This window comes from Natronospira bacteriovora (assembly GCF_030848495.1).
GTDB classification, from domain to species: Bacteria; Pseudomonadota; Gammaproteobacteria; order Natronospirales; family Natronospiraceae; genus Natronospira; species Natronospira bacteriovora.
Genome location: NZ_JAVDDT010000001.1, coordinates 102,188 through 126,894, shown reverse-complemented (window position 1 = coordinate 126,894; position 24,707 = coordinate 102,188). Strand labels below are relative to the sequence as shown.

The 24,707-nt window shown below is 60.4% G+C and carries 19 protein-coding genes; 14 read left to right on the top strand and 5 right to left on the bottom strand.

Annotated elements, in window-relative coordinates:
- Positions 1 to 25: 25 nt before the first annotated feature.
- Positions 26 to 1,546, bottom strand: coding sequence for a flagellar assembly protein A (locus RBH19_RS00615; RefSeq protein ID WP_306726866.1), 1,521 nt, complete (start codon positions 1,544 to 1,546; stop codon positions 26 to 28).
- A gap of 383 nt (positions 1,547 to 1,929) precedes the next feature.
- Between RBH19_RS00615 and RBH19_RS00610 the strand changes: the two genes are divergently transcribed.
- Positions 1,930 to 3,303 (top strand): EAL and HDOD domain-containing protein, encoded by a 1,374-nt coding sequence (locus RBH19_RS00610; protein ID WP_306726865.1) that lies wholly within the window; start codon positions 1,930 to 1,932, stop codon positions 3,301 to 3,303.
- A gap of 105 nt (positions 3,304 to 3,408) precedes the next feature.
- Here the strand turns inward: RBH19_RS00610 and RBH19_RS00605 are convergent, their stop codons facing one another.
- Entirely contained in the window at positions 3,409 to 5,202 is a 1,794-nt protein-coding gene (locus RBH19_RS00605) for a phosphoenolpyruvate carboxykinase (GTP) (protein ID WP_306727284.1), read from the bottom strand.
- Positions 5,203 to 5,381: 179 nt separating this feature from the next.
- Here RBH19_RS00605 and yoaA point away from each other — a divergent pair, with 179 nt between their 5' ends.
- From yoaA to phoU, 10 genes are all read left to right on the top strand, one after another.
- A complete protein-coding gene (gene yoaA, locus RBH19_RS00600; RefSeq protein ID WP_306726864.1) occupies positions 5,382 to 7,358 on the top strand; it encodes a DNA repair helicase YoaA in 1,977 nt (658 codons plus the stop codon).
- Positions 7,355 to 8,056, top strand: coding sequence for a tRNA (adenosine(37)-N6)-threonylcarbamoyltransferase complex dimerization subunit type 1 TsaB (gene tsaB, locus RBH19_RS00595; RefSeq protein ID WP_306726863.1), 702 nt, complete (start codon positions 7,355 to 7,357; stop codon positions 8,054 to 8,056). Before yoaA ends, tsaB begins: the two co-directional genes overlap by 4 nt.
- A gap of 123 nt (positions 8,057 to 8,179) precedes the next feature.
- Positions 8,180 to 8,875 carry a phosphate regulon transcriptional regulator PhoB gene (gene phoB / locus RBH19_RS00590; protein WP_306726862.1) on the top strand — a complete coding sequence of 232 codons (696 nt, stop codon included), beginning with the start codon at positions 8,180 to 8,182 and terminating at the stop codon, positions 8,873 to 8,875.
- Positions 8,876 to 8,922: 47 nt separating this feature from the next.
- A complete protein-coding gene (gene phoR / locus RBH19_RS00585) occupies positions 8,923 to 10,242 on the top strand; it encodes a phosphate regulon sensor histidine kinase PhoR (protein WP_306726861.1) in 1,320 nt (439 codons plus the stop codon).
- A 207-nt stretch (positions 10,243 to 10,449) separates the two neighbouring features.
- Positions 10,450 to 11,565, top strand: coding sequence for an OprO/OprP family phosphate-selective porin (locus RBH19_RS00580; RefSeq protein WP_306726860.1), 1,116 nt, complete (start codon positions 10,450 to 10,452; stop codon positions 11,563 to 11,565).
- Between the two features lie 229 nt (positions 11,566 to 11,794).
- The gene (locus RBH19_RS00575) at positions 11,795 to 12,766 is read left to right on the top strand and encodes a PstS family phosphate ABC transporter substrate-binding protein (RefSeq protein WP_306726859.1); all 972 of its coding nucleotides are present in this window, start codon (positions 11,795 to 11,797) and stop codon (positions 12,764 to 12,766) included.
- Between the two features lie 413 nt (positions 12,767 to 13,179).
- The gene (locus RBH19_RS00570; protein ID WP_306727283.1) at positions 13,180 to 15,369 is read left to right on the top strand and encodes an ABC transporter permease subunit; all 2,190 of its coding nucleotides are present in this window, start codon (positions 13,180 to 13,182) and stop codon (positions 15,367 to 15,369) included.
- Between the two features lie 31 nt (positions 15,370 to 15,400).
- Positions 15,401 to 17,065, top strand: a complete 1,665-nt coding sequence (gene pstA / locus RBH19_RS00565; RefSeq protein WP_306726858.1) for a phosphate ABC transporter permease PstA — start codon at positions 15,401 to 15,403, stop codon at positions 17,063 to 17,065.
- 48 nt (positions 17,066 to 17,113) lie between these two features.
- Complete coding sequence (gene pstB / locus RBH19_RS00560) at positions 17,114 to 17,968, top strand: phosphate ABC transporter ATP-binding protein PstB (RefSeq protein ID WP_445353954.1); 855 nt, start codon at positions 17,114 to 17,116, stop codon at positions 17,966 to 17,968.
- 25 nt (positions 17,969 to 17,993) lie between these two features.
- Positions 17,994 to 18,728 (top strand): phosphate signaling complex protein PhoU, encoded by a 735-nt coding sequence (phoU, locus tag RBH19_RS00555; protein WP_306726857.1) that lies wholly within the window; start codon positions 17,994 to 17,996, stop codon positions 18,726 to 18,728.
- A gap of 106 nt (positions 18,729 to 18,834) precedes the next feature.
- On the opposite strand, the gene RBH19_RS00550 is transcribed toward phoU, so the two are convergent.
- The gene (locus RBH19_RS00550) at positions 18,835 to 19,734 is read right to left on the bottom strand and encodes a bile acid:sodium symporter family protein (RefSeq protein WP_306726856.1); all 900 of its coding nucleotides are present in this window, start codon (positions 19,732 to 19,734) and stop codon (positions 18,835 to 18,837) included.
- Between the two features lie 15 nt (positions 19,735 to 19,749).
- Positions 19,750 to 21,495 (bottom strand): AMP-binding protein, encoded by a 1,746-nt coding sequence (locus RBH19_RS00545; RefSeq protein WP_306726855.1) that lies wholly within the window; start codon positions 21,493 to 21,495, stop codon positions 19,750 to 19,752.
- 203 nt (positions 21,496 to 21,698) lie between these two features.
- On the opposite strand from RBH19_RS00545, the gene RBH19_RS00540 reads away from it, so the two are divergent.
- Positions 21,699 to 22,208: a disulfide bond formation protein B gene (locus tag RBH19_RS00540; RefSeq protein ID WP_306726854.1), complete on the top strand. Its 510-nt coding sequence runs from the start codon at positions 21,699 to 21,701 to the stop codon at positions 22,206 to 22,208.
- Positions 22,209 to 22,247: 39 nt separating this feature from the next.
- Complete coding sequence (locus tag RBH19_RS00535; RefSeq protein WP_306726853.1) at positions 22,248 to 22,751, top strand: SixA phosphatase family protein; 504 nt, start codon at positions 22,248 to 22,250, stop codon at positions 22,749 to 22,751.
- Between the two features lie 48 nt (positions 22,752 to 22,799).
- On the opposite strand, the gene RBH19_RS00530 is transcribed toward RBH19_RS00535, so the two are convergent.
- A complete protein-coding gene (locus RBH19_RS00530; RefSeq protein WP_306726852.1) occupies positions 22,800 to 23,678 on the bottom strand; it encodes a pirin family protein in 879 nt (292 codons plus the stop codon).
- Between the two features lie 113 nt (positions 23,679 to 23,791).
- Between RBH19_RS00530 and RBH19_RS00525 the strand changes: the two genes are divergently transcribed.
- The gene (locus tag RBH19_RS00525; RefSeq protein ID WP_306726851.1) at positions 23,792 to 24,697 is read left to right on the top strand and encodes a LysR family transcriptional regulator; all 906 of its coding nucleotides are present in this window, start codon (positions 23,792 to 23,794) and stop codon (positions 24,695 to 24,697) included.
- Positions 24,698 to 24,707 lie beyond the last annotated feature (10 nt).

The window sequence follows — 24,707 nt, the reverse complement described above, 5'->3', positions numbered from 1 at the left end:
AACAGGGCGGCCCGCCGATCAGCGTTTACCGGCTCAGATCCAGCTCAATGGTATTCTGGCGCCGACGATAGGCGCCGCCAGCCGCATCTGCTGTGAAATTCCGGGTAACGGCACCGATTTGCATGACAACTCGCGTGAAAACACCATCTTTTGCAATGATTGAGGCGTGGTTTTCCAGCCCCGCCAGCGTCTCGCCCAGTTCCGATTGGCGCATTTGGGTGTATTCGGCCATTTCTGGAGGCAGGCTCGGATCACGCAGGCGATCCGTCAACTGGCGAATCCGTTTCTTGAGGCGAAACTGATTGCCCACACGCAGGCGGGTCTCCACGCCGGAAGGGCTGCCAAGCTGCACGGCGCGGATGATTTCGAACGCTTCATAGCGACCGCCCATGACGTGCCCTTTGCGTGTGCCCCTGGCACCGACGATGATCTTTTCCCCGGCTTCGATATCACAGTTGGCGACCAGATCCCGGACGAGTACATCGGTGCCGCAAATGACCTGTGTATGCTCGAGAAAGCGGGCTTCCAGAGAGCCCTCACAGCGCACGATGGCATTGAATCGGTCGCTCCCCTTGCGGCGTTGGCCAATGATGCCGCCACGAACCACGATATCGCCGCCGGCAGACAGGCTGGCACCCTCCACCAAGCCACCAACCTGGATGTCGTCACTGGCGCGGACGCTCATGCCATAGGCCACTTCACCGCGCACCCGAACGGTACCATTGAAATCGATGTTCCCGGTGGAGAGGTCGACCTGATCCAGATCCAGGGTTGGGCTGACCATCACGGTATCGTCCTTCCAGATCGGCTGGCCATCGATGGCCGCGATCAACAGGTCGGGATCCCCGTCATCCACGCGCACACCCTTCATTCGTCCCCGGAACTGCTTGTTGGCCCCGGGCCTGGGTGGAATGGGCAGGCCCTGGACATCCGTGCCGGGTTCGCCTTCCGTTGGTGGATGGCGACGAATCAGTGGATCACCGGCCTGGACAGTGATCACACCGCCCAGCTCCCGGAAATCGGCACGCTCGCTGTCATCAATCCGCGGACGCCGATCCACCATGTCAGCCACAAGCGGTTGAAACCAGGCGTCCTCGCCATCCTGTGCCGGGACACCGCGGGCAATGACGTGTTTGATTCCGTCAGCCACTCTCACGATGCGTCGAACGGCATCCTTGTCGACCCCATGAACCACACCCTCGGCCCAGATGCTGTCGATGGCGGCGTCTTCACCCACGGCCCGTCCGCCACGAGGTGGGGTGACAGTCAGCCATGCGGTGAGGCCGTCATCGGCAATGTCCAGTTTCATCTCACCGTGCGCGATGGGCCCCAGGGGCATGGGGTCGGTGGGGCCCTGTCGAGCGGCGGCGATGAAGGCGAGTACACGCTCGGACTCAAGCTCGCACTCGCCGTGACCACAGGACTCGAGCGTATTCTGCAGGGTTTCCGAGCTGATGTCCGGCAAGGCGGCGGAGCTGGCAGCGAACAACTGCATCGACTCGTAGTCGGGCTCCAGATTCAGCTTGTCCAGCAGGTCAGTGTCCATGGCCGTTCTACTTCCCCTGGAGTGAATTGGTCCCGGTTCGCCCGGACTCGCCGGGCCGGGCACCTCGCCGTTTCCACTGGCAGGCTCCATACTGCCAAGCCTAACCCAAAATTGCCGTTTTTTCCGAGAATTTCACTATACTTGCAGGAAACAGGCAATGTTTTACATGAGCTGGCACAGAGTGCGGGAAAAATGTCCGGATTCGTGCCACAATGAGATACGGCTTATGTCATGTCATGGCGGGGGGCGCCTTGGCAGGCATTCTGGCAGACGCCGATGACGACAGGTGAGTTGGTAAAGGGGGCAACGGCATGGCAGTTGCCGCAGCTTGAGCAGCGGCAGCCATGGAAGAATGAGCGGAAGAACATCCAGAGGGAGTTGGGATGCTTAGAACGCTGTTGTCTCGATTCAGAAGTGCCGACAAGACGGAAGCGGTGGCCGGGCGGCAGGAGGTGGCCACCGATCGGGTAAAGACAAGCTCTCGGCCGAGCCAGACCAATGGCCAGACGCGGCGTCAACCGAACCTGCCGGAGCTGTTCGTCGGTCGCCAGCCCATCGTCAACAACCGCCGGGAAATCGTTGCCTGGCAGCTGTTGTTCCGCAACGACCTGCTTACTGATGCGGCCGATATCCACGACGACGTGGCGGCCACCGGTGACGTACTTCTCAACACGCTCAACAACCTGGGCCTGGAGAAGGTCATGGGGAATGGCGTCGCCTTCGTCAAGGTGCCCGCCGAAATGCTTGAGCATCCCCTGCTCGAAATACTTCCGCAGAAACGCGTTGTGCTCGACCTTTCATCGAAGCTGGTGGTCGAGCAACCGCTCATGGATCGCCTGCATGAACTCAAACGGATGGGGTATCGCTTCGCCATGACCAATTTCCGCGTGGGCCATTCCGACCCGGACTTTCTCAATGTGATCGATTTCGCCAAATTGAGCATCGGCGATTTGAGTGATGAGGAGGCTAGGAAGGAGGTTCGGCAACTGCGAGGGCGAGGCCTGCGTCTGATCGCGGAGAAAGTGGAAGATGCGGACGACTTCAAACTGGCCCGATCCCTGTTCATGAACTATTACCAGGGTTATTTTTTCGCACGACCGGAAACCCTGCACATGCGGCGTGTCGACCCCCACGCCGAGCGCGTTTCCAGATTGTTCAATCTGGTGCTTTCCGATGCACCACGCGATGTCGTTGAAAGTGAATTCAAGCAGGACGTTGCCCTGTCGTTCAACATTCTTCGTTACATCAACAGCCCGGGCATGGGGCTGGCGGAGGAGGTCAACTCCATCAAGCATGCTCTGGTCATGCTCGGCAAGACACGCCTGGCGCGCTGGCTCAGCATGATGATGATGCGTAACAGCAAGCAGAGTGTCGCGCCCCGTGCCCTGTTGAGAACCGCTCTGATTCGGGCGCGCACCACTGAGCTGCTTGGCGCAGCTCATTTCGGCAATGCCCAGCGGGATCATCTATTCATGACAGGCATGTTTTCCCTGCTGGATGTCCTGTTCGGCATGAGTCTGGAGGAATCGGTGGGTACTCTGCAGTTGCCCGAGCCCATTCGGCTGGCCCTGATCAAGCGCGAAGGCCCCTATGCACCCTATCTGCAGCTGGCTATTGCCTGTGACCATTTCGATGTGGAAGAGATTCGTCACGGTTCGCGACGGCTGGGCATCCCGCTTCGACAGATCAATCATTTCCAGACCGAGGCCATGACCTGGGCCCGACAGCTGGATGAAGGCCTCAATGAATCGGAGTGAGTACGGAAAGCGTGTTGAAAAAAGGCCGGAACCCAGGGGTTCCGGCCTTTCATTTTTTTGGGAATGTCTATAAGGAGATCCCCCGGAGCCAACTCAACGGAATGGTCAGCGACTGGCCCCGGCCTGCTGGGCCTTGTCGTTGCCAAGGGCTTCCACCACCCGTCGGAACTCCTCCATCAGGGCTTCCGGAATGCGTTCCCCAAATTGGTCGAAGAAATCGCCGATACCAGTCATTTCCGACTGCCACAGGGCTTCGTCCACGCTTAGCAGTTCTTCCATGGCGCCGTCCTTCATGGACAGGCCTTCCTGGTCAATGGCATCCAGGGTCGGCAGGAAGCCAATGGGGGTTTCCACGGCACTGGCGTTGCCGTGGCAGCGATCAAGCACCCAGCGCAGCACACGCAGGTTCTCGCCAAAACCCGGCCAGATGAAGTTGTCCTCGGCATCCTGGCGGAACCAGTTGACGTGGAAAATCCGTGGTGGTTTGTCCAGTTTCGCACCCACGTTGAGCCAGTGGCTGAAATAATCGGCGAAGTTGTAGCCGCAGAAAGGCTTCATGGCCATGGGGTCACGACGTACCACACCCTGGGCGCCCGTGGCGGCGGCCGTGGTCTCGGAGGCCATGCCGGCACCCACCAGCACACCGTGATTCCAGTCGCGGGCTTCGAATACAAGCGGGGCCAGGTCGCGGCGTCGGCCACCGAACATGATGGCCGAGATCGGGACGCCGGCCGGAGCCTCGGCCTCCGGGCTCTGGCTCGGATTCTGGGTCGCCGACACGGTGAAACGGGAGTTGGGGTGGGCGGCGGCCTTGCCGGAATCCGGGTTCCAGGGACGACCCTGCCAGTCATGGGCCGGCTGGCCGTCCTTCTTGCCTTCCCACCAGGGCTGATTGTCCTCGGTCACCGCCACATTGGTGAAAATGGTGTCCCGGGTGATCATTTCGTAGGCATTGGGGTTGGTCTTGGGGCTGGTGCCCGGTACGACCCCGAAATATCCGGCTTCCGGGTTGATGGCCCAGAGTCGGCCGTCTTTCCCGGGGTGCAGCCAGGCGATGTCATCACCCACGGTCCAGATCTTCCAGCCCTGGTGGGATTCCGGCGGAATCAGCATGGCCAGGTTGGTCTTGCCGCAGGCCGATGGGAAGGCCGCGGCCACATAATGGGTCTCGCCCTGGGGGTTTTCGATACCGACGATCAGCATGTGCTCGGCCAGCCAGCCCTCGGTGCGGGCCTGGTAGCTGGCGATGCGCAGGGCGTGACACTTCTTGCCCAGCAAGGCATTACCGCCGTATCCCGAGCCGTAACTCATGATCTCCAGGGACTCGGGGAAGTGCATGATGAAGCGACGTTCCGGATCCAGCTCGCCGGTGGAATGCAGGCCCTTGACGAAGCTGTCGCCGCGTTCGATGCGTTCCAGCGCCGCCTTGCCCATGCGGGTCATGCGCCGCATGTTGACTACCACATAGGGGCTGTCGGTGATCTCGACGCCACAACGGGAGAGGGGGGAGGCCACCGGCCCCATGCAATAGGGCACCACGTAGAGGGTTCGCCCTTCCATGCAGCCCTCGAACAGCCCCAGCATCTTCTCGCGGGCGTCACCAGGCGCCATCCAGTGATTGTTGGGACCGGCATCCGCTTCCTGTTCTGTGCAGACGAATGTCAGGTGTTCCACGCGGGCCACGTCGGCCGGGTCGGAGCGATGCAGATAGCAGCCGGGGTGGGTTTTCTCGTTCAGGCGGATCAGCTCGCCGCTGTCCAGCATCTGGTCGATCAGGCGCTCATCTTCGGCTTCGGAACCGTCGCACCATTGAATCCGGTCGGGGCGTGTGAGACGGGCGACTTCCTCTACCCACTGGGCGAGTTCTGCATTGCGTGTGCTCATGGGGGACCTCTGAATTTCCTGCTTGAAATCATCCGGCGGCGGACGGGCTCCTCCTGGCCCGTGGCGGAGACGGGAGTATAGCCGCCGGAGGCCCTGAATCGCCAGTCAAAATGACCGGCGGATGACATTTCGGTGACGATTTGGGGGGCATCGACCAGAGCCCCGACAGACGGCGGGCCTGATAGAATGCATCCATGGCTGAAAACTCTTCCCAATCCCTCGCCGGCTTGCTGGGTGCCGACGGCCCCCTGGCGGCGCACATTCCCGATTTTCGCGTCCGTGCGGAGCAACAGACGCTGGCCGATGCGGTTGCCGCGGTGCTGCAGAAAGGTGGCCATCTCCTGGCCGAGGCCGGCACCGGTGTGGGCAAGACCTTTGCCTATCTGGCCCCGGCTCTGGCCAGCCGTCGCCGGACAATCATTTCCACCGGAACCCGACACCTGCAGGATCAGCTCTTTCACCGTGATCTTCCGCTGGTGATGGAAGCGCTGGGCCAGTCCGGCGAGCAGGATCAGGTGGCCCTGCTGAAGGGGCGCAGCAACTACCTTTGCCTGCATCGACTCGAGGATGCCCGCCAGCGCACGGACCTGGGTCGCAAGGAACACGGCCAGCTCAAGGAGGTCGCCATCTGGTCGCGAAAGACGAACAGCGGCGACCTCGCAGAGGGCCCGGAACTGGCCGAGACCTCACGGCTCTGGCCCATGGTGACCTCCACCGGAGACAACTGCCTCGGCCAGGATTGCCCCCGCCACGGGGAGTGTTTTGTGCTCAAGGCCCGGCAGGAGGCCATGCAGCGGCGTGTGGTGGTGGTCAACCATCACCTGATGTTGGCCGATTTTGCGCTGCGCGAGGACGGTTTCGGCGAGCTGCTGCCGGAGGCCGACCTGGTGGTGGTGGATGAAGCCCATCAATTGCCGGAAGTGGCCAGCAAGCATTTCGGTACCGGCATCAGTGCGCGCCAGATCCGTGACTTCGCCAGCGATACCCTGGCCGAGGCAGTCAAGGCCGGCGCGGCGGCCGGCGGGTTTCGCGAAGTGCTGGATCGTCTGGTGCCGGCGGTTCAGGCCGCACGCCTGTCCCTGCCCGAGGGCGAGCACCGTTCCCGATGGAACCCGGCCGATGAAGCCGAGGCGGTGGAGGCGCTGACTGACCTGGGCGGTGTGCTGGAGACCGTCAATGGCCAGCTGGAGACCCTGGGCGGTCACAGCAAGGGGCTGGATAATTGCCGCCGACGCGGTTTGAAATTGCGTGAGACGCTCAAGTTGTTCATTGCCGAGGAAAGTGAGGAGGCCCTGGTTCGCTGGCTGGAAGTCAGTGATCGTGGTTTCGTGCTTCATGCCACTCCGCTGTCCACCGCTGATCGCCTGGGCGACTGGATTGCGGGTGTACCGGCCAGCTGGGTATTTACCTCGGCCACACTGGCCGTGCGCGGCGAAGTCAGCCATTTCCGTCAACGCCTGGGCCTGTCTGCAGCCGGGGAACTGGTGGTGGGCAGCCCCTTTGATTACAGTCGCAATGCCGTTCTGTACCATCCGGACGGTCTGCCCGCGGCCAACGCACCTGATTACACGCGCGCCCTGGTGGAGGAGGTATTGCCACTGGTGGAAGCCGCTCCTGGGGGATGTTTTCTGCTCTTTACCAGTCACCGGGCCCTGCGTGAGGCCGCCGGGATCCTGGCGGGAAGGCTGGACCGGGAGGTGCTGGTTCAGGGGGACGGCCCGCGGGCACGCCTGCTGGAGAAATTCCGGGCGGATGGCCGGGCGGTTCTGCTGGGGACCCAGAGTTTCTGGGAGGGGGTGGACGTGAAGGGCGAGGCGCTGAGCCTGGTGGTCATCGACAAGCTCCCCTTTCAGTCACCCGGTGACCCGGTCATTGAGGCACGCATCGAGGCCATCAAGGAACGCGGCGGTTCGCCCTTCATGGAGTGGCAGCTTCCCCATGCCGTGATTACCCTGAAGCAGGGTGTGGGGCGGCTGATCCGTGACACGGCGGATCGCGGCGTCATGGTCATTGGCGATCCGCGCCTGCTGCAGAAGGGCTATGGGCGGATTTTCATCGACAGCCTGCCGCCCATGGCCAAGACCCGGGATCGTGACAAGGTCTGTCGATTCCTTGAAAGCCTTGGCCGCGAAGGCCGTGACCGCGTCAACGAAGAGCGTGATACCGCGTGAGCATTCTGGCTATTGATACCGCTACTGAGGCCTGTTCGGCCGCCCTTTGGCATGAGGGGGTGGTCCATCATCGTTTCGAGCTGGCACCGCGTCGCCACGCCGATCTCATTCTGCCCATGGTGGATGCCGTCCTGGAAGAGGCCGGTACCGATCGCCATGGCATCGAGTGGATCGCCTTTGGTCGTGGTCCCGGCGCGTTCACCGGTGTACGCATTGCCGCCGGCGTGGCTCATGGTTTGAGTCTCGGGCTCGGGTGTGGACTGTATCCGGTGTCCACTCTGGCAGCGATGGCCATGTCGGCCCATGAAGAGCAAGGCGCCGAGACGATCCTGACGGCCCTGGATGCGCGCATGGGTGAGGTCTACTGGGGTGCTTGGCGGATTCGAGAGGGTGTCCCGGAGGGAGTCGTCCAGGAGCGGGTCTGTCCGCCAGAGCAGGTAAAGGTGGCGCTGAACATCGAGACGGCAACCGCGATTGGCGCGGGCTGGGGCGTCTACGGCGAGGCACTCACGCGGGCTCTCTCGGGCCGGCCAGCTGTCGTGCTGCCGGATAAGTTTCCCGATGCGAAATACATGCTGGGCATTGCCATGGCCGAGCAGGCCAGGGGAGCGCCCTTGCTCACCCCTGCCCAAGCCCAGCCGGTCTACCTGCGTGACCGTGTTGCCGAGCCGGCTCGCACCAGGCCCGGCGGGTCCTGACGGCGGCTTGCCTTGTCGAGGGAGTGTCATCAAAAGGTCACATTCGGGGGCCAGGCTGTCATCACATTGTCATATTGCCCTGTTGTAATCCGCACGAACCAAAACCCAAAGGTTCCATGAATCATGAGTGGAAAGCGGATACTGGTGGTGGAGGACGAAGCGGCCATTCGCGAAATGGTGGCCTTCTCTCTGACACGTGCGGGTTTCGAGGTCGTGGAAGCCGAAGATGTCAACCAGGCCCGGCTGATAGTGGCGGATCAGTTGCCGGATCTGATTGTTCTCGACTGGATGCTGCCGGACATGAGCGGCCTGGAATATGCCCGTCTGCTGAAGCGGGATGACCTGACCCGCGGCCTGCCCATCATCATGCTCACGGCCCGCTCCGAAGAAGATGACAAGGTGCGCGGCCTGGAGAGTGGCGTGGACGATTACATCACCAAGCCGTTTTCCTCACGGGAAATGATTGCCCGGATCCAGGCCGTCCTGCGCCGGGCCGCACCCGATGGAGGCGAAGACCTGGTGGCCGTCGATGGCCTGCAGATCAATATGGCCAGTCACCGCGTCACCGGAAACGGGCAGCCGATCAACCTGGGCCCGACCGAGTATCGTCTGCTGACGTTCTTCATGACTCACCCGGATCGGGTCTATACTCGCGGACAGCTGCTGGACAGGGTCTGGGGCAGTAATGTCTATGTGGAAGAACGCACCGTGGATGTCCATATCCGCCGCCTTCGAAAGGCGCTCGCACCTGCGGGATTCGATGGCTACGTTCAGACCGTGCGTGGCAGCGGTTATCGCTTCTCACCCGAGGCCGGCTGAATGAGCGGCCACTGGCTTGATAGAGGTGCCGCAGCGGGGAACGGGCAATGAGATCAGTCTGGCCGCTGGAATTTCTCCGATTTCTTCTCCTCCTCTTGCCAGCCATGATCATCGGTGGTCTCACCATTGGTATTGCTTACGGTGCCATGGCCGGTCTGGCTTTCTATCTGGCCTGGCATCTACGGCAGCTGTATCGACTGGAACGCTGGTTCCGCCTGGACCGAAAGCGTAATCCACCGGAAGGCTCTGGCGTATGGGGTGAGGTGTTCGATCATTACTATCGACTTCAGCAACGCCATCTCAGTCGCAAACGCCGACTTGCGCGTGTATTGCGTGAGTTTCGCAATTCCACCGAGGCCATGCCCGACGGCACCGTTGTACTGGATCATGCCGGCCATATCGTCTGGTTCAATCAGGCGGCACAGCAACTGATCGGTCTCAAGGGTAATCAGGACCTGGGTCAGCCCATCGGCAACCTTTTGCGCGATCCGGCTTTTCTGAAGAAGCTTCGCGATGGACATGATGACGAGCCGGTGGAAATTGAGTCCCCTCTGGTGCCTGATCGCTGGCTTGCTCTGTCTCTCATTCCGTATGGTGAGGGACAGCGCCTGCTCCTGGTACGGGACATGACCCGCCTGAACCGCCTGGAAAGGATGCGAAGGGATTTCGTCGCCAATGCCTCACATGAGCTGCGTTCACCGTTGACTGTGCTGCAGGGCTATCTTGATGCAATGGCCGAGGATGAGGTGGTTGCCACCGACTGGTCCATGCCGGTACGGAAGATGCAGGAGCAGACCCGCCGCATGACCGATATCGTCAATGATCTGCTGGAACTGGCACGGCTGGAGTCGCAGGAGCCGGATGCACCCAGGGATATCGTGGACGTGCACGGGCTGGCGGCGCGAATTCGGGAAGAGGCGCTGGCGCTAGCTGTTGGACCCAAGGAGGTTCGGCTGGAAGTCAGCGGCGACACTCGTGTACTGGGCGCGGAGAAAGAACTGTACAGCGCCTTTTCCAACCTGGTCTTCAATGCCATGCGGTTCACCCCGGAAGCGGGGGAAGTGAGAATCGTCTGGGATAATTCGCCGGCCGGGACGGGACGATTCACGGTGACGGATACCGGGCCTGGCATTGAACCAAGGCACATCCCCAGGCTGACCCAGCGATTCTATCGCGTGGATTCCGGCCGTGCCCGGAAAAGCGGCGGTACCGGGCTCGGTCTTGCCATTGTCAAGCACGTTCTACAACGCCATGGGGGGCGTCTCGAGATCGACAGCACCCCCGGTAAGGGAAGTCGTTTTCGCTGTGTGATACCGGCAGACCGGGTGGTGCGTGGAGACGGTACCCGTATTGTCGGCAACATATGAGCCATTGATGCAGCCTCTCGATCATTCAGTGTTTCTTTCATCACAAATCTGCAATAAAGCCGTCATTGATGTGACACGGAGGCGGTCTAGCATGCCTTCCGTCACCTCAAGAGCGTAAGCAACCGTTCAAGGGCGTGAAACAAGCATGGGGATGGCTGTGGTGTCCCCGGGACTGAACATGCAACCGTCTGTTGTAAGGAGTAAACCATGAATTCCATCAGCAAGTACGGCGTTCTCGCCATCACTGCCGTTGTAGGCGTCGCCGTGATGGCGCCTGCCATGGCCTCTCCCGAACCCCGGGGCCGTATCCATCTGGATTACGCTGTTCATGATGAAGATAATGTGGAGCTGGCTGACGGCTTCCGCCTGCGCCGCGCCCGCCTGGGTGTCAGTGGTTCAATTGACGATAACTGGTCCTACCAGTCGGAAATTGATTTTGCCGAAAATGGGGTAGCATTTCGGGATGCCTACCTCCGTTATCGTGGGTTTGAGAATGGTGCGCTGACCATCGGTAATTTCAAGGTGCCTTTCGGCATGGATCAGCTCACCAGCTCGAATCACCTGGCCTTCATTGAGCGTTCCCTCCCGACCGACTTCACCCAGTCCCGTCGTCTTGGTGTGGGCTATAGCAGCAGCGGTGATAACTGGGCTTTCTCCAGTATGCTGTTCGGTCAGGAAGTTGGCACCAACAACACGCGGGTCGCTGAAGGTGGTGACGAAGGCATGGGTGTTGGCGCTCGGTTCTTTGGAACACCTATCCGCAGTGATGACAATGTGTTTCACCTTGGTGTTGCCCTGACCACCGAGAATCCGGCTCACAGTGAAGACGAGACAGCCCGTTTTCGCAGCCGACCGGAATCCCGCGTGACCGGCGTCCGTCTTGTGGATACTGGCACGATCGCTGATGTGGACTCCATCAATCGTCTGGGGATTGAGGCTGGATACCAGGTGGGGCCGCTGGTCATTCAGGGTGAATATCTGACCGCCAATGTGGACCGGGGCAATGGTCTTGACAGCTTTGATTTTGACGGTTACTACGCCCAGGCCAGCTACGTCATCGGTGGCTCCCAGCGCAGCTACCGCGGCGGTGCCTTCCGTAACCCGGCCGTTGGCTCCTGGGAAGTGGGTCTGCGTTATTCCAACATCAACCTCAATGATGGCGACGTCCAGGGTGGTGAGCAGAACAACGTTACCCTCGGCCTGAACTGGTACGCCGCCCGCAACGTCCGCTTCATGTGGAACTACATCATGGTGGACGCCGAAGTGGCCGGTGTGAGCGAAAAACCGAACATCTTCCTGTTCCGCACCCAGGTCTCTTTCTGACTTGAAACGGCCGTAGCGCAATACCCCGAACCCCGCCCTCGTGGCGGGGTTTTTTGTTCCATCGTATTCGTAATCGTAACCGGCCCAATCCCCCCCCCTACTCGTCTGTCACAAAACGGTCAAGAACCGTACGTATCCTTGTAACCCAGCGGGAGAAGAATGGGCCTGCGATTCGGGGGCAAACCCTCCCGAGCCATTGTCAGTCACAACCTGCAACGAGGGATTGGAAATGCTCAAGAAACTGATCACGACCACACTGGCCGTCGGTCTCGGTGTCTCCGGCGCCGCGCTGGCCAGCCAGCCGGAAATCGACCCCAATTTGCCGCGCTACGAGCCGGTCTCCGGAATCTCCGGCAATCTGGCCTCTCAGGGCTCGGATACCCTGAACAACCTCATGACCCTGTGGGCCGAGGAGTTCCGGGAGTTCTACCCCAACGTCAATATTCAGATCCAGGGCGCGGGCACGGGCACGGCCCCGCCGGCGTTGGCCCAGGGTACGGCCAACTTTGGCCCCATGAGCCGCGGCATGCGTGAAAGTGAACAGCAGGCTTTCGAAGAGGCTCACGGTTACGCGCCGACTCTGGTGCCGGTGGCCATTGACCTCCTGGCGGTCTACGTCAACCGCGACAACCCCATTGAAGGCCTGTCCATTCCCCAGGTGGATGCCATCTTCTCCGACACCCGTCGCTGCGGTCATCCCGAGACCATTACCCGCTGGGGTCAGGTCGGGCTGAGTGGTGCATGGGCAAACCGGGATATCACCCTGTACAGCCGTAATGCCGTCTCCGGCACTTATGGCTACTTCCGCCAGCACGCCCTGTGTGACGGCGACTTCAAGGACTCCATCAACGAGCAGCCGGGCTCCGCCTCGGTGGTTCAGGGCGTGACCGAGTCCCGTAACGGTATCGGCTATTCCGGCATTGGCTATCTCACCTCTGGTGTGAAAGCGATCAAGCTCGGTCGTGAGGACGGTCAGCTGTTCGAGCCCAATGCCGAGAATGCCGCTTCCGGTGACTATCCCTTGGCCCGATTCCTGTACGTGGCGGTCAACAAGAACCCCAACCGTGAACTTCCGCCCCTGGAGCGTGAGTTCCTGCGTCTGGTTCTGTCGGCCCAGGGTCAGGACGTCACGGTGCGGGATGGCTTCATCCCCCTGCCCGAAGCGGTTGCCGCCCAGTGGCGGGAGCGGCTGGGTCTCTGATTATTGCTGTATTTCCCTGCGAGAAACGCCCGGCCGCCAGGTCGGGCGTTTTTTGATTCTTCGCGGAAAAGCGGGGGAAACCCTTTGCCGGTCCGACGCCCCATAACCTCACGGGCTCGCCGCTTTTGCACGAAGAACCGTTTTCTGTGGTGGTGATGGGAGTAACCGTCACAAGACTGTCATCTTTCTGTTTCGACCTCCGCTCCAAGACTTTGTCATTGTCATAATCCTGTCACACAAGCGCCGTAGCATGCGCAGCGTCCATTCTCCAACTGTCCGGGCTGGGTAGGAGCACAATGAGCGAGAAGCAGCAGATGAGCGGGAACCCCGGGAACACTGGCGCCAAGACCACTGGCCTGCCGGGTCCGGAAGCCCGGCAGCGTTTGCGGACCTGGCGCCGAATCAAGGATTCCATGGCAAAGGGCCTCATCGCCACAGCCGGCGTGGGCGTGATCATTGCCCTGGGCACAATATTCGTCTATCTCTTCAGTGAAGTGGTACCTCTGTTTCAGGGCGCTCGGTTGGAACAGGCACAGCACTTTGAGATGCCCGGCTCCGATCAGGCAGAGACCCTTTATGTCGCTTCGGAACGTCACCAGGTGGCGGCCGTGCGTTTCGCCCGGGATGGGGTTGCGACTTTCTTCAACCCTCGCAATGGCGACGTACTGGACTCGGTCATCCTTGATATCCCCACGGGCACGGTCATCTCAAGCTTCGCCGCTGCCGAGCCTCGGTCCGGCGTGGTTGCTTTTGGCCTCTCTGATGGCAGGGCGCTGGTTGTTCGTCATGAGTACGGGATCAGCTATCCGGGCGGCGAGCGCAAGGTCACCCCATCAATCACTTATCCCCTCGGGGAAGAGCCGATTCGTGTTTCCGAGGCGGCACTTGCCATCCGAAACATCGCCGTTCAGGAAGGTGCACGCGGTTTCGCAATAATCGCCGAGCTGGCGGACGGGAGTCTGCATTATGCCCGTTATGAAGGCCGCAGGAACTTCATGACCGGTGAGATGCAATTAACCCGCAGCCTTCATCAGTTGCCGACACCGCCTTATGACGTCTCCCGAATGCTGGTTGATATTACGCTTCGGAATCTGATCATCGGTGATGAGATCGGCAATCTCCATTATTACGACATTCATCGCCCGGCCGACGCTCAACGGCGGGATTCAGTCAGTGTCGTCGAGGGAGTGGAGGGCGGTGTAACCGCCATGGAGTATCTTCTTGGAACCGTGTCTGTCATCGTGGGCGGTGCCGATGGCTCCCTGACGCAATGGTTTCTGGTTCGTGATCAGGACAATATCGGGCGCCTCACACGAATTCGCGAATTTGATCGCCAACCCGGGGCAATCACGCATATCTTCCCTGAATACAGCCGCAAGGGCTTTCTGGTGGGTGATGACAGCGGCCATCTGGGTGTTCACTACGCCACGTCAGCCCGAACGTTGTCGGTCAGCAAGGTCTCAGACGATCCGATCACACGTGTGGCGATGACACCACGAAATGATGGTGTGCTTTTCGCGGCCGGGAATCAGGGCCTGGCCTACGCCGGACTGCACAACCCTCACCCGGAAATCTCCTTCGCCGCCTTGTGGAACCGGGTCTGGTACGAAGGTCGGGAAAAACCCGAGTATGTCTGGCAGTCGTCATCGGCCACCGACGAGTTCGAGCCGAAATTCAGCTTTGTCCCCCTTTCCGTCGGCACCCTCAAGGCCGCCTTCTACGCCATGCTGTTCGCCATGCCCCTGGCCATCATGGGGGCGATTTACAGTGCCTACTTCATGACGCCGCGCATGCGGGGCTACGTCAAACCCACCATCGAGATCATGGAAGCGTTACCCACCGTGATTCTGGGCTTTCTTGCCGGCCTGTGGATGGCGCCATTCGTGGAGAATCACTTGCCGGCGGTGTTCAGTGTGCTGATTCTGATGCCATTGCTGATGCTGGTGACCGCCTTCCTGTGGACGCGAGTCGTCCCGGCAGTATGGCGGGAACGCGTGCCGCCCGGTTGGGAAGCAGCAATTCTCATTCCGTTGGTGCTTTTCGTGGGCTGGATCTCCGTGTATTCAAGCCCCTGGATTGAGATCGCTTTGTTTGACGGTGATATGCGTCAGTGGTTTACCGACCAGGGGATTGCGTACGATCAGCGCAATGCCCTGGTGGTCGGGATTGCCATGGGCTTTGCCGTCATTCCTACCATTTTCTCCATCGCCGAAGACGCGATCTTCAATGTGCCCAAGCACCTTACTCAGGGCTCGCTTGCTCTCGGTGCCACTCCCTGGCAGACCATGGTGGGAGTGGTGCTGCTGACTGCCAGTCCGGGCATCTTTTCCGCTGTCATGATCGGCTTTGGCCGGGCGGTGGGTGAGACGATGATCGTACTCATGGCAACCGGCAACAGCCCGGTCGTTAACTTCAATATTTTCGAGGGAATGCGCACCCTTTCCGCCAACATTGCGGTTGAGATGTCAGAAGCGGCCCGGGGGGGGAGTCATTACCGGATACTTTTCCTCGCCGCCCTGGTGCTGTTCATGGCGACCTTCATCCTGAACACCATTGCCGAGATCGTCCGGCAGCGGCTGCGCAGGAAATACAGTTCGCTCTAAGACCTTAGGCTGATTGCACGGGATTCATGAAATGAAAAACTGGTTCGAAAGTGGTGCTCCCTGGATCTGGCTGAACGCAGGCGCGGTATCGATCAGTCTTGTCATGGTGATCGGCCTGGTCGCCCTTATCGCCGTTCGCGGGCTCGGCCATTTCTGGCCGTCCGCCATTGCAGAGATCGATTACATCAATGAGCAGGGCGAGAGTATTCGACTGCTGGGTGAGCATCGTCAATCCGAAACCCTCACGGCTGCGGTCATGCGTGAGTCCGGCTTCCATGTGCCGGAGGACCAGGATCTGGTGGTTCGTCATCTGCTCAAGCTCGGTAATCGGGACATCTTCACTCGCGATTTCAACTGGTTCCTTGACCGCAATATGGGAGAGTGGCGATATCCCCGTGATGCGGTGAAGGTCGAGCGTCGGGAATGGGGTGATTTCATTGGCTATGTTCGGGAGGTTCGGGAACAAGGTGTCACCGTGGCGACGGGCCTGGAAGCGCAGGAAGCCTTGAGGCAGCGTGCAGCGCACAGTGCCTCCCTGATGGCTGAAGTATCGAGGATTGACCGTTATGAAGTCGGTGCGATCAATCATCGCATTGAGCAGCTCCGCCTTGAGCAGAGGCGGGTTGAAATGAATGAGCGCCTGAGCGCAGAAGAGAAACAGGCGCGTTACGAAGTCATCAACGCCGAGCGTCAGCAGCTGGAGATTGACTATGAGCGTCTGCGTGAGCGGCGCAATCTGAAACGTCAACAGGCGGCAGCAGCATCGGCAATCTTTGAGGCCATGGATGGGCGCCTTGTGGAAATCAACTTTTCCAACGTGGTTCGTGCCACAGCCCCAAACGCCATGTCCTTTCCGGCCAAGGTGGCGGAGTATTTCTCCCGTTTGTGGAGCTTTCTCTCGGACTATCCCCGCGAGGCCAATACCGAGGGGGGCATCTTTCCCGCCATCTTCGGTACCGTGGTCATGGTATTCATCATGTCCATTTTCGTGACACCATTTGGTGTTCTGGCGGCCATCTATCTGCGTGAGTATGCCAAGCAGGGGCCGCTGACCCGGGCCATCCGGATTTCAGTCAACAATTTGGCGGGTGTGCCCTCCATCGTGTTTGGCGTATTTGGTCTCGGTTTTTTCGTCTACTTCATGGGCGGGAATATCGATCGGATATTCTACCCGGAGGCACTGCCTTCGCCGACCTTTGGGACTCCGGGCCTCATCTGGGTGTCACTGACGCTTGCCTTGCTGACGTTGCCGGTGGTCATCGTGTCGACGGAAGAAGGCCTTGCCCGTATCCCGAAGACCGTGCGGGAGGGCAGCCTGGCGCTGGGCGCCACCAAGGCGGAGACGCTTTGGCGGACCGTTATTCCCCTGGCGTCGCCTGCCATGATGACCGGCCTGATCCTGGCCGTAGCACGCGCTGCCGGAGAGGTGGCGCCCTTGATGCTGGTGGGTGTGGTCAAGCTCGCACCGAACCTGCCGGTGGACGGTCAGTTCCCCTATGTACATCTTGAGCGCAGCATCATGCATCTCGGCTTCCACATTTTCGACGTTGGTTTTCAGAGCCCCAATGTGGAAGCGGCGCGGCCGCTGGTCTACGCGACGGCGCTGGTGCTGGTGACCATTATCATCGTGCTGAATCTCACTGCCATAGCGATTCGCAACCGTCTGCGCGAGAAATACAAGAGTGAGAGCGACTGATTCGCTCTCCACCCGTTGAAATGAACGTGACACTATAGGTAACACCTCATGGATAATCAGAACGCCAACCATCAGGAGATCGGTCGGGCCATGGATCCGAAGCACTTCGCGAAGCAGCCGGATGGGCGGAAGCTGAAACTCTCCGATGAGACCATCAGTATCAACGTGGATGACCTTCGCCTCTGGTATGGCGAGGATCAGGTACTCAAGGGCATCAATCTCAAGATTCCGGCAAAGCGGGTAACTGCGTTCATCGGGCCAAGTGGCTGTGGCAAGTCAACCTTGCTGCGTTGCATGAATCGGATGAATGACCTGATCGATATCTGCCGGATCGAGGGCAGGATTGAGCTGGAGGGGCGTGATATCTACGCGCCAGGCATTGATGTTCCGGAACTGAGGCGGCAGGTTGGCATGGTTTTCCAGAAGCCAAACCCCTTTCCCAAGAGTATCTATGAGAATGTGGCCTATGGCTTGCGGCTACAGGGGGTGAAGAATCGCCGAACGCTTGATGAGGTGGTGGAGAAGTCGCTCCGGCGTGCCGCACTCTGGGACGAGGTGAAAGATCGTCTGCATGAGAATGCATTCGGCTTATCCGGTGGTCAGCAGCAGCGGTTGGTGATTGCTCGTGCCATTGCAATTGAGCCTGAAGTGCTTCTGCTTGATGAGCCGGCGTCTGCGCTCGACCCCATTTCCACGGCCAAGATCGAGGAATTGATTTACGAGCTCAAGGATGAATACACCATCGTTATCGTGACCCATAACATGCAGCAGGCTGCCCGTGTATCGGATTATACAGCCTATCTCTACATGGGTGAGTTGATCGAGTACAACGACACCGTGACCGTCTTCACCAATCCGAAGAAGAAGGCCACCGAAGATTATATTACCGGACGCTACGGCTGATGGATTGCACAAGCAGGGGTGAGTCATGGATAAACTGAATCTGAATCAGCATATCTCGCGCCAGTTCAATCGGGAGCTGGAAGATGTGAGGAATCGTGTGCTGGCCATGGGCGGGCTGGTGGAGCGCCAGATCGGCGATGCGGTTCGTTCCCTGGTGGAGAACGACATTACACTGGCGGAAGAAGTCATCGAGGCAGATCGCCAGATAAATGACATGGAAAAAGAGATCGATGAAGAATGCAACCTGATCCTGGCCCGCCGGCAGCCGGCTGCCAGTGACCTGCGTCTTGTGCTTTCCATCGTCAAGACCATTACCGATCTGGAGCGAATCGGGGATGAGGCCGAACGAATCGCACGGCTTGCCATTCGCCTGGCGGAGAGCGACCGCCCGTCAAAGGCGTATCGGGAAGTGGAGCACCTGGGGCGGCATGTGCGGAGCATGGTGCGCGAAGCGCTGGATGGTTTCGCCCGACTGGCCCCGGAAGTCGCGCTGAAGGTGGCCCGGGAAGACGAGGTGGTGGATGCTGAATACGATGCCATCATGCGCCAGAACATCACCTACATGATGGAAGACCCGCGCAACGTCCGCCGAACGCTGGACATGAGCTTCGTGGCGCGCTCGCTTGAGCGCATTGGGGACCACGCCAAGAATATTGGCGAATACATTATCTACCTGGTGGAGGGGAAGGATCTGCGCCATGCCCCCATTGAGGAGATGGAGAAAGAGATCGGTGAGAGCGCACCGCGTGAGCAAGGGTAAGTGCCAACAGCCCCGGCCCTCATAGTCGTTGTCGTAATCGTAATCGGCATTTGCAGGTATCTGAAATGCCGACAACGACAACGACAACGACTGGCCCCGTCCGGCCTTATTTGGCCGGCTCAACCTTCGCCTGGTCCCGTGACAGTTCCTCCCGGAGGCTGCGGGCCCGATAGAAGAAGGTGATGATCGTGGAATTGATCACGATGAACAGAGAGTACATTACCGGAATCAGCATGATTTCCTGCTGAATCACGCCGTCAAAGGTCAGTACCACGATCAGGATGGCGAGAGGGCCGTTCTGGATCCCGGTTTCCAGTGATACGGTGCGGGATTTCCGTTTGTCCAGCCGGAAGCCGCGGCTGAACCAGTATCCAATGAGGAAGCCGCAAAGGCCGAGAAAGATGGCCGATCCGTAGACGGCGAAGCTGGTTTCCATGAGTAGATCCCAGTTGCGCGGGATCCAGGTCACCAGCAGGAACAGAATCACCACTACACCAAGCACGCCTCCGACCAGTTCGGTCACTGCCCCGAAGTTGGCGTTCTTCTTTCGTGCCCACATGCCGATGAGCGTGGGAATGAGAAGCACGAAGAGAATGCTGGCGATGTTCCCGGGTGGGATCCGCAGCGCGTCTTCCACGCCCCGTGTGTACACTTCCATGACAATCGGCACCATGATGAAGGCCGCAATGGTGGAGCAGATGGTCATGAGGATGCTCAGGCTCAGCATGCTCTTTGAAAAATAGGCGAAGATGTTGGATGTTGTCCCGCCCGGCACGCAGCCCATGAGGATGAGACCAATGGTCTGGGGGCCGCTGAGGTTGAAGGTCTTGGCCAGCAGGAAGGCGATTAGCGGCATGAACAGGTATTGAGAGGCAAAGCCGATGCCGATGGCCTGGGGATGGCGAAGGGCAATGCGGAAATCCTTGAACGTCAGTGATGCGCCCATCCCGAGCATGATCACGATCATCATGATCGCCAGGAGTTGTTCTTCGAGTGGTGTCAGCATGTCAGCGTCTCCAGATCAGGCGGCGGTAGACTGGCTATTGCCAGCCTGGACTTCGGCGCGCAGCTCCTTGCGCAGCACTTTGCCCACGGGGGTCTTGGGCAGTTCCTCTCGGAAGATGAACTTCTTCGGCCGCTTGTAGGCCGCCAGTTCGGCCTTGCAGTGGGCTTCCAGTTCGGCTTCGTTGAGGCTGTCATCGCGCTTGACGACAAAGGCCCATACCACTTCACCGGATTTCTCGTCATCCACACCGATGACGGCGGATTCATGTACCTTGTCCAGGCGGGCGAGGCAATCCTCCACCTCATTGGGGTAGACGTTGAATCCGCTGACCAGAATCATGTCCTTCTTGCGGTCAACGATGCGGAAAAAGCCGTCCTCGTCCATGACCGCCACATCCCCGGTGTAGAGCCAGCCATCCTTCAGAGTCTTCTCCGTTTCTTCCGGGCGGTTCCAGTAACCGGTCATGATCTGGGGTCCGTGTGCAATCAATTCACCCGGCTCACCCGGGGCAACGCACTCGCCACTTTCATCGACCAGGCGTACCCGTGTGCCGGGGGCAGGAATGCCGATACTGTCCTTGCGCGCCTTGCTGATGGGGTTGAAACAGAGCAGGGGCGAACTTTCGGTCAGCCCATAGCCCTCGACAATCGGACAGCCCACCACCTTCTGCCAGCGGTCGGCGACGGACTGGTGCAGTGCAGTCCCGCCCGCCAGGGCCACCTTCATGGTTTTGGGCGGGTAGACATTGAACCATTCTTCGTTGAGCAGGGCGTTGTAGAGGGTGTTCACGCCGGTAATCCAGTTCACCGGATAGTTCTCGATGGCTCGCTGGCAGTTCTGGATGGGGCGTGGGCTGGGTACCAGTACATTGCGACCGCCATGGTGATAGAACAGCAGCAGATTCACTGTAAAGGCAAAGATGTGATACATCGGCAGCGCTGTCACCACGCAGTCCTTGCCGGTTTCCACGTAACCACGGGAAATCTGGTCGAGCTGGCGCATGTTGACCAGAAGGTTGCCGTGGCTGAGCAGCGCGCCCTTGCTCACCCCGGTGGTGCCGCCGGTGTATTGCAGCACGGCGCCATCATCAACACCAAGGTGACGGCTGTAGTCGGCAACATCGATGGATTTTTCGCGAATGTGCCGACGACCTGCCTCCAGTGCCCGGTTGATGGGGGTGGCCGGCAGCTCATGGTCGGGAATGACCCGGTTCCACCAGCGCAACACGCCCTTCATGATGCCGCGCACCAGGGTCGGGAACCACTGGGCGACACTGGCCACCACGATGTGCCTGATCCGGGTGTCCTCAATGACCGATTCCAGCTTGTCCATGAACATGTCAAGAATTACCACCACCTCGGCGCCGGCATCATTGAATTGATGACGCATTTCCGGCCCGGTATAGAGCGGGTTGGTGTTGACCAGGACACAGCCGGCCTTGAGAACGCCGAAGGCCGTCACCGGGAAGGCCAGGCAGTTGGGCATCTGCACGGCCACCCGGGCACCCGGCTCAAGGCCCAGTTCCTCGCGCAGGTAGGCGGCGAAGGCGTCTGACATCTCTTCCACTTCAGCGAAGGTCAGTGAGCCGTTCATGCCGTTGGCCATGCAGGTGGTGAAGGCGATGTTGTCGGGCCAGGCCCTTGAGGCCTCGCGGATCAGGGTGGGCAGATTGTCGTAGCCGGGAACCACTTCGGCCGGATCAACCGGCTGCTCGTACTGGTCCGACCAGGGCTCGCTGTCGTAGGCCTGGCAGTCGCTCATGTGTTTTTCCCCTTATTCAAACGAGCGTTCAATATCATCCAGCCTACCATCAGTCACCGGGTTTCGGGCACTGCGGTAGCGGTTTTCTTTTGTTCCCGGATCAGGCGAAAACCGGTCAGGGAACGAAGCCTTTGCTAGAATGCCGAATCTTCCGGGTAATGGAAAGTATGCCCGTCGAACCCTTGGCCGCAAGAGTAAATGCCGTGTCAGATCGTTTGCTGGAAGTCCGCCCCTTCAACCTGATGGCCGCCGCCGTCTGCGTGGTGCTGCTGAGCTACGCCTATTACAGTCAGTTCGTGCTGGGCCTGGAGCCGTGCCCGCTGTGCATCTTCCAGCGAATCGCCATGATTGCACTGCTGCTGGTCTTTCTGGTCGCAGCGGCCCTGGGGGGCGGTCCGCTTCGTTCGCGCATCATGGCGGGCCTGCTGGGCGCAACGGCCGTGAGCGGGGCGGGTATTTCCGCCTGGCATATTCGCCAGCAGCATTTGCCGGGTGATGAATGGGCGGCCTGCGGGGCCGATCTCGGCTACATGATTGAAGTGTTCAGCTTCTGGGAAACCCTGCAGATGGCCTTCACCGGCACCGGTGACTGCGCCGAGGTGGACTGGGCCTTTCTTGGCCTCTCCATGCCGGCCTGGGTGGGCATTTTCTTCCTGCTGCTTGGCAGTGCCGGTGTCTGGGCCAACTGGCGGGCGGCTCGGCCACCGTTCTGAGGCGGTTTCCCTTGGTCCTTTTCCAAATTGGTTTCTGACATGAGTCTTCCCCGTCATCTCATTCTCATGCGCCACGGTGAAGCGGCACCCGGTGGTTTGGGTGGTGATCATGAGCGCATTCTGACCGCGGCGGGACAGAGTGAGGTGCGGCGCATGGCCCTGTGGATGAACGGTCTGGGTCTGAATCCCGGGAAATTGCTGTGTTCCTCGGCCCGGCGCACGCAGGAGACGGCAGCACTGGTGTGTGCGGGGCTGGGAGAAGGCGGCCCGGAAACGATTGTTGACCAGCGCCTTTATCTGGCCGAACCCGCCACCCTGATGTCCGTGCTTGCCGAGCAGCCTGCCTCCGTCCGTACACTCATGGTGGTGGGGCACAACCCGGGTCTGGACAGCCTCCTGCGCCAGCTCGGGCGGTTTGCCGGTGCGGGGTTCTCCACCGCAACCATGGCGGTTCTCGCGATCGCTTCTGAGGGTTGGAAGCTGACGGCATCGGAGCCCGTTCAGCTTTTGTCTCTGACGCGGCCGGACTCCTTGCCGGACTGATTGGAAAGCCCCGCTCCGCCGCCGGTGACGACGGGGCGGGGGGTGATGTCAGGCCCGCTCCCGGGGCGGCATGGTGCCGAAGCGGCCGTTACGGAAATCCTCGATGGTCTGGTGGATTTCTGCCTGGCTGTTCATGACGAAGGGACCGTAACCGACGATGGGTTCATTGATGGGTTCACCCGCCAGAACCAGCAACAGGGCCTCGTCATTGGCTTCCAGCAGAATTCCTTCGCCATCGGTGCCCAGTACCGTGACCTGATCGGCCCGGGTCACCGCCTCGCCATTGACCTGAACCGTGCCATGCAGCGCGACTACCAGTCCCGTCCAGCCCTCGGTGAGTGGCAGGCGGGTACTCTTGTCCCGCCCCAGGCGAAGCTCCCAGACACTCATGGGCGTGAAGGTATCTGCGGGGCCCGTTTTGCCCTCGAATTCGCCGGCAATCACGCGCAGGCTGCCGGCGCCATCGGAAAGCTCCACCACCGGTATGGTGTCCCGGGTCAGGGTCTGGTAGCCGGGTTCCGTCATCTTGTCCCGGGCTGGAAGGTTGACCCAGAGCTGAACCATCTCCATCTGCCCGCCCTGTTCGGTGAATTCGCGGGAATGGAATTCCTGGTGCAGGATACCGCCACCGGCCGTCATCCACTGCACATCGCCCGGCCCGATCTTTCCCCCGGCACCGGTGGAGTCCAGGTGTTCCACTTCACCTGAATAGACGATGGTGACGGTCTCTATGCCCCGATGGGGATGCTCGCCCACGCCCCGCGGCCGCGGGGCCGGGTCAAACTCCATGGGGCCGGCGTGATCCAGCAGCAGGAAGGGGCTGATGTGCTTGCCGTGGCGGTCGTAGGAGAACAGCGAGCGTACCGGAAATCCGTCACCGACCCAGTGGCCGGGGGGTGGGTTGTAGGTTGCAAGAATCTTCTTCATGCCTGTCTCCGGAAGTGATTTGATGGGTGATGGAGTCAGTGTGGGGGCAGATCACTGACAAGAGTAGGGGGTGGAATCTATACTCACCGTTCCATCAATGGAACGATAGGCGCATGCAGGACCTCAACGACCTCTATTACTTCGTCCAGGTTGTCGACCATGGCGGTTTCGCGCCGGCCGGACGTGTCCTGGGTGAACCGAAATCCACCCTGAGTCGACGTATCTCGGCTCTGGAGGAGCGGTTGGGGGTGCGCTTGCTGCAACGCTCCACCCGCCATGTCACAGCCACCGAGATCGGCCGTATCTACTATGGCCACTGCAAGGCCATGCTGGTGCAGGCCGAGGCAGCCCAGGAAGCGATCGACAGCAGTCGATCCGAGCCCTGCGGGGTCGTTCGCATGAGTTGCCCCGTTGCCCTGCTGGATGCGCGGGTAGGCCGCATGGTGGCCGAATTCATGGCAGCCCACCCTCAGGTTGCCGTTCACGTGGATGCCACGAATCGGCGGGTGGATCTCATCGAAGAGCGCCTTGATCTCGCCCTGCGTGTGCGCCCTCCACCGCTGGAGGACAGCGATCTGGCCTTGCGCCGCCTGGCCGATCGCGGCCAGTGCCTGCTGGCCAGCCCGGACCTGGTGGAGGCCCGCGGGTGGCCTGAGACGCCTGCCGATCTGGCCGATTATCCCAGTCTGGCGCTGGGCCTTCCCAGGGAGCGTCATGTTTGGCATCTGAAGCACCCGGACGGCGAGTCCGTGCGTGTCCAGCACCGGCCCAGGCTGGTCACCCAGAGCATGCCCGCCCTGCGTGCTGCGGCCGAGGCCGGGCAGGGTGTGGTTCAGCTCCCCCGCATGATGGTCACCGAATCACTGGCCGATGGCCGCCTGCTCAGCCTGCTGGCCGACTGGGCTCCGCCCCGGGAAATCGTCCACGTGGTTTTTCCCTCGCGCCGCGGTTTGCTGCCCGCCGTGCGTGCCCTGATCGACCACCTGGCTACCCGCTTTGCCGAACTCGAAGAAGACTGAACCAGGAGCT

Coding starts and splice junctions, on each gene's coding strand:
- RBH19_RS00615 (WP_306726866.1), bottom strand. CDS start 1,546: ATGGACACTGACCTGCTGGACAAGCTGAATCTGGAGCCCGACTACGAG.
- RBH19_RS00610 (WP_306726865.1), top strand. CDS start 1,930: ATGCTTAGAACGCTGTTGTCTCGATTCAGAAGTGCCGACAAGACGGAA.
- yoaA (WP_306726864.1), top strand. CDS start 5,382: ATGGCTGAAAACTCTTCCCAATCCCTCGCCGGCTTGCTGGGTGCCGAC.
- phoB (WP_306726862.1), top strand. CDS start 8,180: ATGAGTGGAAAGCGGATACTGGTGGTGGAGGACGAAGCGGCCATTCGC.
- phoR (WP_306726861.1), top strand. CDS start 8,923: ATGAGATCAGTCTGGCCGCTGGAATTTCTCCGATTTCTTCTCCTCCTC.
- RBH19_RS00580 (WP_306726860.1), top strand. CDS start 10,450: ATGAATTCCATCAGCAAGTACGGCGTTCTCGCCATCACTGCCGTTGTA.
- RBH19_RS00575 (WP_306726859.1), top strand. CDS start 11,795: ATGCTCAAGAAACTGATCACGACCACACTGGCCGTCGGTCTCGGTGTC.
- RBH19_RS00570 (WP_306727283.1), top strand. CDS start 13,180: ATGGCAAAGGGCCTCATCGCCACAGCCGGCGTGGGCGTGATCATTGCC.
- pstA (WP_306726858.1), top strand. CDS start 15,401: ATGAAAAACTGGTTCGAAAGTGGTGCTCCCTGGATCTGGCTGAACGCA.
- pstB (WP_445353954.1), top strand. CDS start 17,114: ATGGATAATCAGAACGCCAACCATCAGGAGATCGGTCGGGCCATGGAT.
- phoU (WP_306726857.1), top strand. CDS start 17,994: ATGGATAAACTGAATCTGAATCAGCATATCTCGCGCCAGTTCAATCGG.
- RBH19_RS00550 (WP_306726856.1), bottom strand. CDS start 19,734: ATGCTGACACCACTCGAAGAACAACTCCTGGCGATCATGATGATCGTG.
- RBH19_RS00545 (WP_306726855.1), bottom strand. CDS start 21,495: ATGAGCGACTGCCAGGCCTACGACAGCGAGCCCTGGTCGGACCAGTAC.
- RBH19_RS00535 (WP_306726853.1), top strand. CDS start 22,248: ATGAGTCTTCCCCGTCATCTCATTCTCATGCGCCACGGTGAAGCGGCA.
- RBH19_RS00530 (WP_306726852.1), bottom strand. CDS start 23,678: ATGAAGAAGATTCTTGCAACCTACAACCCACCCCCCGGCCACTGGGTC.
- RBH19_RS00525 (WP_306726851.1), top strand. CDS start 23,792: ATGCAGGACCTCAACGACCTCTATTACTTCGTCCAGGTTGTCGACCAT.